The following is a 12,935-nucleotide window of genomic DNA, read 5'->3' on the forward strand; positions in this document are numbered from 1 at the left end:
ATGACCGCCATCGCGACGCCACCCGCCGCCAAGACCTCGCCCCGGGGGCGAAAGGGAATCAGGAGCTCCTACCCGACGTGGTTCTACATCCCGTCGGCGGTGCTCTACATCGTCCTGTTCGCCATCCCGACCTTCGCCTCGTTCTACTTCAGCCTCACCCGCTGGTCGCTGTTCGACATCCAGTTCATCGGCTTCGACAACTACGTCCAGTTCTTCACCGAGCCCATGCTCGTGCAGGGCTTCGTCAACACGTTCGTCTACGGGTTCGTGACCTCCGCCCTGAAGGTGGTCCTCGGGCTCGGACTCGCGCTGCTGCTGACGGGCTCCATCCTCGGCCGCGGCTACCTGCGGTCGACGATCTTCTTCCCGGTCCTGGTCTCCACCGTCGGGATCGGCATCACCTTCAAGGTGCTGATGGATCCGTTCGACGGTCTCATCAACCAGAGCCTGTCGCTCATCGGCGTCGAGGGGCCCGGGTGGCTCACCGATCCGGCCTGGGCGCTCATGTCCGTCGCGCTCGTCGATGTCTGGAAGGGCGTGGGCATCGCGACGCTCATCTTCATCGCCGGCCTCGTCGCGATCCCGCAGGAGTACTTCGAGGCGGCCAAGGTCGACGGCGCCGGAGCCTGGCAGCGATTCAAGAACATCACGCTCCCGCTCGTGCAGCCCGCGACCGCGACCGTCATCCTGCTGTCGCTGATCGGCGGACTGCGGTCCTTCGAGCTCATCTGGGCCATGACCAAGGGCGGCCCCGGCTTCACCAGCGACGTGATCGCCTCGGTCATCTACAAGCAGTACCAGGCGGGCTTCTACGGTCTGTCCACCGCGGGCAACGTGGTGCTCTTCCTGGTGGTCACCGCGATCATCGTGCCGATCCAGTACATCCTCAACAAGAGGCAGGTGGAGCAATGACCCTCACCCGCACCATCACGACGGCCGGTGCGTCGAAGGCGAGGATCCGTCGCCAGGACCGCCGTCCGATGACCCCACGGCGGTTCCTCAGCCGCTACGTGGTGGGGATCATCGCGATCATCGCGTCGATCATCGTCTTCATCGTCCCGTTCGCGTTCATCGTGCTCACGGCGGCGAAGAACCCGGCAGAGGCTTCGCTGTTCGAGTTCTCGCTGCCGGCGCAGGGCTGGTACCTGTGGGAGAACGTCGTCACGGTCCTCGAGACCCGCGACTGGATGCTCGTGCGCGCGTTCATCAACTCGACGGTGCTCACCGTGGCGAGCGTCGCGATCATGGTGGTCTTCGCCGCCATGGTCGGGTACATCCTGCAGCGCCGCAAGTCGCGCTGGAACCACGTGATCAACGTCTTCGTGCTGGCCGGCCTCATCGTCCCGCCCGCCGTGGTGCCGACGATCTGGGTTCTGCAGGGCATCGGGCTCTTCAAGACCATGCCGGGCATGATCCTCATCGAGGCGACGTTCGGCCTGAGCTTCTGCATCCTGCTGTTCCGCGCGTTCATCTCGACGATCCCGCGCGAGCTCGACGAGGCGGCGGTGATCGACGGCGCAGGTCCCCTGCGACTCTTCTTCACGGTCGTGATGCCGCTGCTCAAGCCCGTCGCGATCACGGTGATCGTGGTGCAGTCCGTCGCGGTGTTCAACGACTTCACCGGACCGCTCTACTTCCTGCCCGGCGATGCGAACGCCACCGTGCAGCTGACGCTCTACAACTTCCAGAGCCAGAGTCTGAGCCAGTGGAACCTGCTGTTCATGAACATCCTGCTCATCACCATCCCGCCGCTGGTCATGTACATCTTCTTCAACCGGCAGATCGTGGCGGGCATGACGAGCGGCGCCGTCAAGGGCTGACCGGTGTCAGAAGTACTCCGCCGGCGTCGTGCCGCGCAGCCACGCGAGCTCGTTGTCGCGGATGAAGATCGAGAGGGATTCATCGCGCGTCTGGCCGCCGCCCAGCCAGTCGTCCAGGATCGTCGTCAGCGCCTCCGCGGATGCCGTGGACGGCTCGGCGACCAGGCGGTCCCAGGCCGCGACGAATCCGTCGGCGCTGGGCACCTCCCGGACCAGTCGGTGGATGTACTTCGGCCCCGGCATCAGCCGGTGGTCGGCCGCGATCGCGGCGCGCGCCGCCGCGAACGCCAGGTGCACGGCCGCGTGCTGGAGCAGGAAGGGGTCGTCGCGCTCCTCGGCCTGCCGGAGGAAGTATCCGCCGTGCAGGTGCGCCTGGGCGATGTGCGAGCTGACACGGCCCGCCCAGACCTCGTCGTCGAGGGCGCTGACCGCCTGGACGAGGGGCTCCAGCTCATCGGTGCGGGTGAACGCGACGCGCGCTCCGGCGAACGACGCCCTGGTGGGGTCGTCGGCACGATCGACCGCCGTGCGCAGATAGGCGAGGTCGGCGAGCTTCACGTCGATGTACGAACCCGGGTAGTCCACGCCATGGCGATCGATCCACGCCCATCGGTCTTCGGCGCGGGCGCGGGCGAACGCCTCCTCGGTGACGACGAGGTAGACGTCGACATCCGAGTCCTCCCGCTCCGTCCCCCGCGCCAGCGAGCCGATGAGGACCACGCCGAGGACCTGCGGGTCGGCGGCCACCTGTGCGACGTACGCGGACAGCGCGCGTTCCTGATGTTCCATAGCGACACCGTAGCGCCGCAGTTGCGGAGTCCTTCCATCCGTCCTATTGTTGAAACGATTCATTACGCGGTCGACGTCGACCGCGCCGACACCGAAGGCAGCGCCTCATGAGCATCCTCTCGACCGACAATCTCGCCGCTCTCGAGCAGCAGGGCATCGAGCTCCCCAGCTGGGCGTTCGGCAACTCCGGCACCCGCTTCAAGGTGTTCGGCACGCCGGGCACACCGCGCGATCCGTGGGAGAAGATCGCGGATGCCGCGCAGGTGAACGCCTACACCGCCCTCGCTCCCTCGGTCGCGCTGCACATCCCGTGGGACCTCGTCGACTCCTTCGACGACCTGCGCAAGCATGCGGAGGACCACGGCGTCGCACTCGGCACCATCAACTCCAACACGTTCCAGGACGACGACTACAAGTTCGGCGCCCTCACGCACGAGGACGCGGCGATCCGGCAGAAGGCGATCGACCACCACCTCGCCTGCATCGACGTCATGGACGCCACCGGCAGCCGCGACCTCAAGATCTGGCTCGCCGAGGGGTCGAACTACCCGGGTCAGGCCGACCTCCGCGGACGCCAGGACCGCCTGCAGGAGTCGCTGCAGAAGATCTACGACCGCCTCGGCGACGACCAGCGCCTCGTGCTGGAGTACAAGTTCTTCGAGCCGGCTTTCTACCACACCGACGTCCCCGACTGGGGCACGTCCTACGCCCAGGTGAGCGCGCTCGGCGACAAGGCCATGGTCTGCCTCGACACCGGGCACCACGCGCCCGGCACCAACATCGAGTTCATCGTGATGCAGCTGCTGCGCCTCGGCAAGCTCGGGTCGTTCGACTTCAACTCCCGCTTCTACGCCGACGACGACCTGATCGTCGGCGCGGCCGATCCGTTCCAGCTGTTCCGCATCCTCTTCGAGGTCATCCGCGGCGGCGGGCTGAACAACCCGGATGTCGCGTTCATGCTCGACCAGTGCCACAACGTCGAGGACAAGATCCCCGGCCAGATCCGCTCGGTGCTGAACGTGCAGGAGATGACGGCCCGCGCGCTGCTCGTCGACCGCGACGCTCTGACCTCGGCGCAGAAGTCCGGCGACGTCCTCGCCGCGAACGCCGTCTTCATGGACGCGTTCTACACCGACGTGCGTCCGGCCCTGGCCGAGTGGCGCGAGTCGCGCGGCCTCGCCGGCGACCCGATGGCCGCGTACGCGGCATCCGGCTACCAGCAGAAGATCGCCGCCGAGCGCGTGGGCGGCGTGCAGGCCGGCTGGGGCGCCTGAGCACCTGCTGCAGACGAACGAAGGGGGAGGGCCGCTGCGGCCCTCCCCCTTCGTTCCTTTCCTTCCGGTCACTCCTCCTGGCCGGTCAGCCCCTCGTACGCGATGTTGCCGCTCTTCAGGTTCTTGTTGGTCATCTCGCTGAGGTTCTCGAGGAACGCCTCGCGCTCCGTCACGACGTGGCTGATGGCCTCGTCGACGTTGTCCTTCGTGATCGCCGGCATCAGGTAGATCGGGTTCTCCTTGACGTCTTCACCGCGCACGACGGCGGCCGCGTAGGCGACGCCGGCCGACAGCTCGACCGTGCCGTTCTGCAGGGACGTGCCGATGAAGTCACCGTTCTTGACGGCCTCGAGGCCGTCGGCGATCCCATCGATGCCCACGATCGGGACACCGGTGATACCGGCCTCCTTGAGCGCCTGGAGGGCACCGAGACCCATGTCGTCGTTCTGCGCGATGACCCCGTCGATGTCGTCGCCGAAGGCGGAGATCCAGTTGCTGACCTTGTTCACCGCTTCGTCGCGTCGCCAGTTGGCGGTGTCCTTGGCGAGCACGGTCACGTCGGGGTAGTCGGCGAGGATGTTGTCGATGCCCTTCCCGCGGTTGATCTCGCCGGATCCGCCGAGCGGACCCTGGAGGATGATGACGTTCCCGGTGCCGCCGAGGGCATCCATCATCATCTGCGCCTCCTGCTCGCCGGCAGCGACATCGTCGGGCTGCACGGAGCCGGCGAGGTCTTCGCTGTCGAGCGAGGCGTTGACGTCGAAGAAGGGGATGTCCGCGGCCTTCGCCGCGGCGATCTGCGGCTGCAGCGAGTCGGCCTGGACCGGGATCACCACGATCGCGTCGACGCCGGCGGTGATGTACTGGTCGACCTGCGTGGCCTGCGTGTTGACGTCGAGACCGGCCGAGTTCCAGAGGATCTCGATGTTGTTCTCGTCGGCGTAGCGCTCGATGCCCTCCTTGCCCTCCGTGACGAACGACGACATGTCGTAGACGCTGACACCGATGGTGATGCGCTCTTCACCGCCCTCGGTCGCACCGGCACCGGCATTGGGGTCTCCGGCGCCGCAGGCGGCGAGAGACAGGGCGGCGACCGCGGTGAACGCGAAGGTCGCGACGATGCGGCTCTTCTTGATGGACATGGGATTCCTCTCCTTTGGTGATGCAGTGGCGTGACGATCCGGGTCGGATCGTCGTCTAGCGGCTTCGGCGTCGTGTCGCCCACACGTCGACGGCGACCGCCGCGACGATGAGCACGCCCTTGATGACCTTCTGCCAATAGGCGGGGACGGTCAGGATGTCGAGACCGTTGTTGAGTGTCTGGATGAGCAGCAGACCGAGGGCGGTGCCCCAGATGGATCCGCGTCCGCCGAGCAGGCTCGCACCGCCGATGACGACGGCCGCGATGGCGTCGAGCTCGTAGCCGACGCCGAGGTTCGGCGCCCCCAGCGTGACTCGGCTGGCGAGCATCACTCCCGAGATGCCGGCGAGCATGCCGGAGATCGCGTACACGCTGAAGATCGTCCGCCCCACGTTGATGCCCGCGATGCCCGCGGCGATCGGGTTGCCGCCGATCGCGTACACCCGCATGCCCCAGGTGGTCCGGCGCATCACGATCGCGAGACCGAGGATGCCGAGGATCATGAGGATGACCGGCAGTGTGAGTCCGCCGAACTGGGCGTTGGCGATGCGGGAGAACTCCGGCGGCAGCCCGGTGATGGGCGCGCCGTTCCCCGCGACGTAGGCGACACCGGACGCGAGGGTCAGCATGCCGAGCGTCGCGATGAACGGGGGAACCTTGATCACCGACACCACGAACCCGTTGATCGCCCCGGCGACGAAGCCGACGACGACGCCGGCGACGATCGCGAGCCAGATCTGATCCGGGAACGCCTTGGCGGTGAGGCTTCCGAACACGGCGGCTGCGGCGATCACGCTGCCGACGGAGAGGTCGATGCCGCCGGTGAGGATGACCAGCGTCTGTCCGAGCGCGATGAGGGCGAACGGCGCCGCGGCCACCAGGATCGTCTGGAGGTTGTCCACGGTGCCGAACCGTGCGCTGCGGTAGAGGAAGAACGCGATGATGAGCACCATCACGATCACCATGGCGTAGCGGATCGCCAGGTCGCCGAACCAGGGAGGGCTGAAGCGCTTCACTCCGGACTCGGGCAGGACGCTGCTCTGCGGAGCCGTGCGGGTGTCGGTCATTGGTCGTCCTTTGCGGAAGGGGCGGTGCCGGCGGGCACCGGGGAGATGTCGAGCCCGCTGGCGAGGCGGAAGATGCGATCCTGCACATCGGGCAGCTGAAGCGCGGCGCGGTCGAGTTCGGCGACCACTCCGCCCCCCTTGAGCACGAGCGCGCGGTGAGAGAGCGCGAGGATCTCCGGCATGTCGCTCGACGCCATCACGACGGCCATGCCGGACGCCGCGAGGTCGGTGATGATCCGGTAGATCTCGCTCCGCGCCCCGATGTCGACGCCGCGCGTCGGCTCGTCGAGGAGCAGCACCTTGACCTCGCCGGTGAGCCATCGCGCGAGCACGACCTTCTGCTGGTTGCCTCCGGAGAGGGTCTCCATCAGCTGGCCGAGACCGCGGCTGCGCAGCCGTACCGACTTCATGACCTCGGCGACGGCATCCGTCCGGCTCCGTCCCTTCAGCCAGCCCGCGACGGAGAACCGATCCATCCGCGGCAGCGTCGCATTGGCGAGGATGTCCATGCTGAGGACGGCGCCTGCACCCTTTCGGTCCTCCGGAACGAGCGCCATGCCCGCCGTGATCGCATCCGAGGGACGGCCGCGACGCACCCGGACCCCACCGACGCGGATCTCGCCGGCGGTCGAGGAGCGCACACCGAACAGGGCCTCGATCAGCTCCGTCCGTCCCGCACCGACGAGTCCGGCGAGGCCGACGATCTCGCCGCGCCGCACCTGCAGGTCGACCGGGTGAGGCGCCGGCGAATACGTCAGTCCCCGCACGGTGAGCGCGACGTCATCGGCCGCCGGGGGCAGATCGGGGAACAGGTCCTCGAGCTCACGGCCGATCATCGCGGTCACGATGTCGTCGTCGCTGAGGGCCGAGAGGGGCTCATCGGCGACGAGCCCTCCGTCGCGGAGCACGACCACTCGATCGGCGATCGAGCGGATCTCCTCCATCTTGTGCGTGGTGAAGAGGATCGCGACTCCTCGGTCGCGCAGCATCCGCATGCTCGCGATGAGGCGCGCCACCTCCCGCTCCGCGATCGCGCTCGTCGGCTCGTCGAGCAGCAGCACCCGGGCACCGGTGCTGGTGGCCTTGACGATCTCGACGATCTGACGGAGACCGACCGGCAGCGAGCCCATGCGGGCAGCAGGGTCGATGTCGACGCCGAACTCGGCGAGCATGTCCCGCGCCTCCCGGGCCATGCGCCGGCGATCGACGAAGCCGAAGCGGTTGCGCAGCTCGCGACCGACGAAGATGTTCTCGTACACCGTCGTGTCGAGGATCGACGCGAGTTCCTGGGGGACGATCGCGATCCCGCGCTGATGGGCATCGCGCGCGGACCCGGCAGCGAGCTCCTCGCCGCGCACGAGCACGCGCCCGCCGTCGGCCTTCATCTGACCGGAGGCGATCTTCATCAGCGTCGACTTGCCCGCGCCGTTCTCGCCCGCGAGCGCGGTGACGGTGCCGGGGACCAGGCTGAGTCCCACGCCCTTGAGCACCGGGACGCCACCGAAGGCCTTGCGGATGTCGATGCACTCGAGCATGTCCGGCTGCTCCTGGACGGCGATGCCGCCCGTGCGCCCGAGATCGGTCATCATCGCTCCGAGAACTCGCGGTCGGGGCGCACGATGCTCTTCAGCGTCGACGGATGCGATGCCGAGTCGAGAGCCTCCCGCACTTCGGCCAGCCCGAAGCTGCCGGTGACCAGCGCGTCGAGGTCGACGGCTCCGGCATCCACCAGAGCGATCGCGGTCGGCCAGGTGTTCGCGTACCGGAAGATGCCCGTGACGACCAGCTCCCGGTTCTGGATGGTGGAGACCGGCAACGCGATCTCGTCGGCGCCCATCCCGACCAGGACGGCGACGCCGCCGGACTTCAGTGCCGAGATGCCCTGCCTGACGGCGACGGGCGACCCGGAGGCGTCGATGAAGGCGTCGTACCCGGATCCGAGGGGACCGGCTGCCGGATCGACCGCGTCCGTCGCGCCGAAGCGGAGGGCGACGTCTCGGCGCTCGGCCATCGGGTCGCTGATCACGACCTCGGTCGCGCCGAACGCCCGCGCGGTCTGCGCCGTGACGATGCCGATCGGGCCGGCTCCCGTGATGAGGACCCGGCCGCCGGGACGGACACCGGCTTTCTGGATCGCCGCGATCGCGACGGAGAGCGGCTCCATCAACGCTGCGGCCTCGTCGCTGACGGAGTCGGGCACCGCGTGCGCGAAGTCCTGCTGGATCGCGACGTACTCGGCGAAGGCGCCGTCGATCGGCGGGGTCGCGTAGAACTCGATGCGTTCGCAGAGGTTGTACCGGCCACTGCGACAGAACGCGCATCGGCGGCACGGTCGCTGCGGTTCGATGGAGATCCGCTCGCCGATGCGGGAGGCCTCGACATCTTCGCCGACGGCGACGATCACGCCGCCGGCCTCGTGCCCGAGCACCAGGGGCGCCTCCACGATGAAGTCGCCGATGCGCCCTTCGTGGAAGTAGTGGACGTCGGATCCGCAGATGCCGACCGCGTTCACGCGGACGATCACCTGATCGGCCTGCGGAGCGGGAACCGGACGGTTCTCGACCGTGAGTTCGCCCGCTCGCACGAGCACGCTCGTCCGCATCGTGCTCGGTGTCTCGCTGCGCATCATCGGGCTCCTCCAGTGCAGTCGTGAGTGCTCGACCGACGATAGGGCATTCGTGACGAATGAGACAAGCACCCGCTCATATGAGCGAAACAGCTCAGAACGCGATAGGCTGAGTCGACTTATTCGACACGAGGTGAAGAGGCGACACATGGGCCCCGATGAGCTGGTCCGGATCTCGCACGTGGCGCGCCGGCACTACCTGGACGGATTGACGAAGATCGAGATCGCCGACGAACTCGGCGTCTCGCGGTTCAAGATCGCCCGGATGCTGGAGGAGGCGCTCGAGCAGGGCCTGGTGAAGATCACGATCGAGGCGCCCGATTCGCTCGACCTCGACCTGTCGATGCAGCTGCGCACGCGATTCGGTCTCACACGCGCCCTCGCGGTCATCACACCGGGGACGGCGCCGGAGCTCATCCAGGACCGACTGGGACGCGCAGCCGCCGACCTGCTCAGCGAGATCGTCACGGAGGGCGACGTGCTGGGCCTCACGGCGGGCAGGACCCTGACGGCGATGGCGGGGCACCTGCGCACGCTCGCCACCTGCGAGGTGGTGCAGCTCGCCGGAGTCGCCGCCCCCACGCCCGAGAACGGCGTCGAGGTGATCCGACAGGTGAGCCGGATCTCCGGGGGTCGCTCCCGTGCGATCTTCGCCCCGCTGCTCGTCGAATCCGCCGCCACCGCCTCCGCCCTGCGCCGGGAGCCCGGCATCCTGGAGACGTTCCGACGATTCGATTCGGTCACCAAGGCCGTCGTCGCGATCGGCTCGTGGAGCCCGCCCGATTCGCAGCTCTACGACAACGCCGGGCGCGCGGGAGTGCTCGACGAGCTCCTGGCATCCGGGGTGAAGGCCGAGATCTGCGCGACTCTGATCGACGAGGCCGGCCGCCCCGTCGGCTCGGTCGCCGAACGATCCCTCGCGGTGTCGACGGAACAGCTGCGCCGGATCCCCGAGGTCATCGCGGTCGCTGGTGGCCCGTCGAAGACGGATGCCATCGCGGCAGTCCTCCGATCCGGGATCGTCGATTCCCTCGTGACGGACGCCGCCCTCGCTCGACGGCTCCTCGAGACAGCCGTCTGACCCCGGCGTCAGGGGCGCGCGGGATCGTAGCGCCGCAGCTCCGTGGAGGCGCGCACCACACGGCGCAGATCGCCGAGACCTCCGCTCACGGCCCCGTGCGCGCGGGCCTGCACCAGGATGTTGCCCATCGACGTGGCCTCGGAAGGCCCGGCCTGCACCGTGCGGCCGGATCGATCGGCTACGGATTGGGCGAGGATCGGCGACTCGGAACCGCCGCCCACGAGATGGATGACCTGCACGTCGACGCCGGACAGGGCCGCGGCCTCGTCGACCTGTCGCGCCACGAAGGCGCCGAGGCTCTCGAGCACCAGACGGACGACGGCGGCGCGGTCCGTCGGAGCGCGCCCGCCGGATTCGGCGATCAGCTCCGAGATGCGCGCGGTCATCTGGCCGGGACGGAGCAGACGCGGATCGCCCGTGTCGATGAGGACGGCGGATGCCGGCGCTGCTTCGGCGCGGGCGAGGATCTCTCTGCGGGCCGCCGTGCTGCGCGCGCCCCAGCCGTCGACGCCCCATTCCCGCATGCACTCGTTCACGATCCAGAGGCCGGCCGCGATGCGGAGGAACCTCACGGTGCCGTCCAGACCGAGCTCGTTCGTGAAGCCGGCGTCGCGGGCGCGGTCGCTCGCGATGATCCGATCGACCTCGACTCCGGTGAGGATCCAGGTCCCGCATGAGACGAAGGCGAAGCGCTCGCCCGCAGCGGGCACGGCGATGACGGCGCTGGCGGTGTCGTGGGACGCGACAGCGGTGATGTCGGTCTCGTCCCCCGGCGCGAGGATCCCCGCGCTCACGCGACCGGTCACCGTTCCCGGTGCGACGGTCGGAGGGAAGATCCGCGCCGGGAGGTCCAGCGCGTCGATCCGCTCCCGGTCCCAGCCCTCGCCGTACGGCAGCGCGAGGCCGGTGCTCGACACGTTCGTCGCCTCGGCGACCTCCTCGCCGCCGAGCCAGTGCGAGAGGAGGTCGGGGATCAGCAGCATCCGGCGGACCGTGTCGAGCCGACCCCCGATCCGATCCGCCATGAGCTGATAGATCGTCATGATCGGCAACGCCGTCACGCCGGTCGCCCGGAACGCGTGCTGGGCGGGGAGCAGCGCCTCCACGAGCGGGAAGCTGCGGTCCGTGCGCGAATCCCGCTGATGGAACGGCGCATCGGCGAGTCCGTCGTGACCGAGCAGACCGTAGTCCCCGGACCAGGCATCCACCCCGACGCTGGTGAAGGCGGTGCCCTCCTCGCGGAGGGCTCTCAGCCCCGCGACCGCATCGCGATGCAGCCGCTGCGCGTCCCAGCGCAGGCCCAGTTCGTCGGTGAAGGCGCGATTGCGGAACCGACGCACCCCGTCGATCCTCAGCAGCCCGCCATCGACCGAGGCGCTGACGACACGGCCGCTGGAGCCGCCGAGGTCGACGGCAGCGGCGCGGAAGTGCGCCGAGCGTGAGGGCGTTGCGGGCATGGTCTCAGCCTATGGTCCGCGCGGTGATCACACGCTGGTGTAACCCCCGTCGATGAGGATGCTCTGGCCGACCACGTAGCTCGATCCCTCGCCCGCCAGGTACACGAGAAGGCCGCCGAGCTCGTCGGGCTCGCCCATGCGCCCCGCGGGGATGCGGCGCACCCAGTCGTCGGCCATCTCTGGGTTCGCCGCCACGAAGTCCCGCGTCATGTCGCTGGCGAAGTAGCCCGGCGCGATCGCGTTCACGCGGATGCCGAGCGGGAGCCACTCGATCGCCGCGCTCTTCGTGAACATCGAGACCGCGGCTTTCGATGTGTTGTACGCCGCCTGCGTCTGCGGGATGTTCACCGCGAACGCCGACATCGACGACACGTTGACGATGCTCGCCGGATTCCCTCGCGCCGCCGCGACGTGTCGCCGCGCGAACTCGCGACTGGCGAGGAACGTGCCGGTGAGGTTGACGTCGAGGACGCGCTGCCAGTCCTGCGCTGCAGTGTCGATCAGGGGCGTCCCCGACGTGATCCCGGCACTGTTGACGAGCACGTCGGGGGCACCGAGATCTCGGACGACCATGTCGAACGCCGCGGCCACGGACTCCTCCGCCGTGACGTCGACGGAGACGCCGAGACACCGGCGCCCCGAGTCGCTCTGCAGAGTCAGGGCCGCATCGCCGACGGCGTCGAGGCGGTCGAGGAGGGCGATATCGGCTCCGGCATCCGCGAGCGATCGAGCCATGGCATAGCCGAGGCCGCGTGCGCCGCCGGTGACGACGGCGATCCGACCGCGCAGCGGTTCAGTGGTGGTTCCAGACATGAGGCGAGCATAGCGGCGACGCTCATTCCAGAACACTACCCGCTCATATGAGCGGCTAGAATGCGGCGCTAGAGGAGTTCGACGCGCTCGCGATAGGCGTCGAGCCGGTGGTCACGCGGGTCGAGCTCGGTGATGAGCACACTCACCGCCTCCCAGTCGAAGCTGCGCGCGACATCCTGTTGCTCGAGCTTCGTGGCATCCACGCAGAGCACGGTCTCCCCGGCGACCGACGCGAACCGGCGCTTCACCTGCGCCTCCGAGAGCGAGACGTCGCTGGACCCGTGCTCGACGTCGATGGCACTGGCCGAGGCGAAGAAGCGCGCGTAGAGCATGGAGGCTGCGGCCTCGCAGGCGATCGGCCCGACGAAGCTGTCCGTGTGCTCCTCGGGCTCGCCGCCGATCAGCAGCGGTCGGGGCCCGCCCGTCCGGCGGACGGCCTGGAACACCTCCCACGAGTTCGTGGCGACGATGATGCCCTCCCTGTTGCCGAGAGTCGCGCCCAGCGCGGCGACGGTCGATGAGGCATCGAGGGCCACGGCGCCTCCGTTCGGCACCAGCCGCAGCGCCTTCTCCGCGATCACCGACTTGGCCCTGGCCGACCGCGCGCTCCGCTCCCGGAAAGGCTTCGGCCCGAGTGCGGGCATCGCACCACCCCGGACTCGACGAAGGACGCCGGCGATCTCCAGGTCGACGATGTCACGACGGACGGTCATGGTCGAGACGCCCAGCTCCTCGGCGGCGGAAGAGAGGCGGATGATGCCGTCGCGCTCGAGGATCGCCGCGAGGGTGGCCTTGCGCTGTTCGCCGTCGAGGGATCCCATGCTCATGTCACAAACCCTGGTACATGCAACAGAGAATCACAAACCG

Annotated in this window: 12 protein-coding genes; 4 read left to right on the forward strand and 8 right to left on the reverse strand. The window is 68.6% G+C overall.

Annotated features, from left to right (window positions below; all coding sequences use genetic code 11):
- Positions 1 to 912 (forward strand): carbohydrate ABC transporter permease, encoded by a 912-nt coding sequence (locus LBN7_RS06185; RefSeq protein ID WP_116634231.1) that lies wholly within the window; start codon positions 1 to 3, stop codon positions 910 to 912.
- Positions 913 to 980: 68 nt separating this feature from the next.
- Positions 981 to 1,820 carry a carbohydrate ABC transporter permease gene (locus tag LBN7_RS06190; RefSeq protein WP_165808027.1) on the forward strand — a complete coding sequence of 280 codons (840 nt, stop codon included), beginning with the start codon at positions 981 to 983 and terminating at the stop codon, positions 1,818 to 1,820.
- A gap of 6 nt (positions 1,821 to 1,826) precedes the next feature.
- On the opposite strand, the gene LBN7_RS06195 is transcribed toward LBN7_RS06190, so the two are convergent.
- Positions 1,827 to 2,609, reverse strand: a complete 783-nt coding sequence (locus LBN7_RS06195; RefSeq protein WP_407361261.1) for a nucleotidyltransferase domain-containing protein — start codon at positions 2,607 to 2,609, stop codon at positions 1,827 to 1,829.
- 107 nt (positions 2,610 to 2,716) lie between these two features.
- Between LBN7_RS06195 and rhaI the strand changes: the two genes are divergently transcribed.
- A complete protein-coding gene (gene rhaI, locus LBN7_RS06200; RefSeq protein WP_407361262.1) occupies positions 2,717 to 3,883 on the forward strand; it encodes an L-rhamnose isomerase in 1,167 nt (388 codons plus the stop codon).
- A 68-nt stretch (positions 3,884 to 3,951) separates the two neighbouring features.
- Here rhaI and LBN7_RS06205 read toward each other — a convergent pair whose 3' ends face one another.
- The 4 genes from LBN7_RS06205 to LBN7_RS06220 are packed head-to-tail and all read right to left on the reverse strand — an operon-like array spanning position 3,952 to position 8,720.
- Positions 3,952 to 5,025, reverse strand: coding sequence for a substrate-binding domain-containing protein (locus tag LBN7_RS06205; protein ID WP_407361263.1), 1,074 nt, complete (start codon positions 5,023 to 5,025; stop codon positions 3,952 to 3,954).
- A gap of 55 nt (positions 5,026 to 5,080) precedes the next feature.
- On the reverse strand, positions 5,081 to 6,091 hold the full coding sequence (locus LBN7_RS06210) for an ABC transporter permease (protein WP_407361264.1): 1,011 nt from the start codon (positions 6,089 to 6,091) through the stop codon (positions 5,081 to 5,083).
- The gene (locus tag LBN7_RS06215; RefSeq protein ID WP_407361265.1) at positions 6,088 to 7,677 is read right to left on the reverse strand and encodes a sugar ABC transporter ATP-binding protein; all 1,590 of its coding nucleotides are present in this window, start codon (positions 7,675 to 7,677) and stop codon (positions 6,088 to 6,090) included. Before LBN7_RS06215 ends, LBN7_RS06210 begins: the two co-directional genes overlap by 4 nt.
- Positions 7,677 to 8,720: an NAD(P)-dependent alcohol dehydrogenase gene (locus LBN7_RS06220; protein WP_407361266.1), complete on the reverse strand. Its 1,044-nt coding sequence runs from the start codon at positions 8,718 to 8,720 to the stop codon at positions 7,677 to 7,679. Before LBN7_RS06220 ends, LBN7_RS06215 begins: the two co-directional genes overlap by 1 nt.
- 145 nt (positions 8,721 to 8,865) lie before the next feature.
- On the opposite strand from LBN7_RS06220, the gene LBN7_RS06225 reads away from it, so the two are divergent.
- Positions 8,866 to 9,798, forward strand: a complete 933-nt coding sequence (locus LBN7_RS06225; RefSeq protein ID WP_407361267.1) for a sugar-binding transcriptional regulator — start codon at positions 8,866 to 8,868, stop codon at positions 9,796 to 9,798.
- 8 nt (positions 9,799 to 9,806) lie between these two features.
- On the opposite strand, the gene LBN7_RS06230 is transcribed toward LBN7_RS06225, so the two are convergent.
- The 3 genes from LBN7_RS06230 to LBN7_RS06240 all read right to left on the reverse strand — a co-directional run bounded on the left by LBN7_RS06230 (position 9,807) and on the right by LBN7_RS06240 (position 12,895).
- Positions 9,807 to 11,255: a rhamnulokinase family protein gene (locus tag LBN7_RS06230; RefSeq protein WP_407361268.1), complete on the reverse strand. Its 1,449-nt coding sequence runs from the start codon at positions 11,253 to 11,255 to the stop codon at positions 9,807 to 9,809.
- A gap of 27 nt (positions 11,256 to 11,282) precedes the next feature.
- Entirely contained in the window at positions 11,283 to 12,068 is a 786-nt protein-coding gene (locus LBN7_RS06235; protein ID WP_407361269.1) for an SDR family NAD(P)-dependent oxidoreductase, read from the reverse strand.
- Between the two features lie 68 nt (positions 12,069 to 12,136).
- Entirely contained in the window at positions 12,137 to 12,895 is a 759-nt protein-coding gene (locus LBN7_RS06240) for a DeoR/GlpR family DNA-binding transcription regulator (RefSeq protein ID WP_407361270.1), read from the reverse strand.
- Positions 12,896 to 12,935: the final 40 nt, after the last annotated feature.

This window comes from Microbacterium sp. LBN7 (assembly GCF_045690345.1).
Taxonomy (GTDB): domain Bacteria; phylum Actinomycetota; class Actinomycetes; order Actinomycetales; family Microbacteriaceae; genus Microbacterium.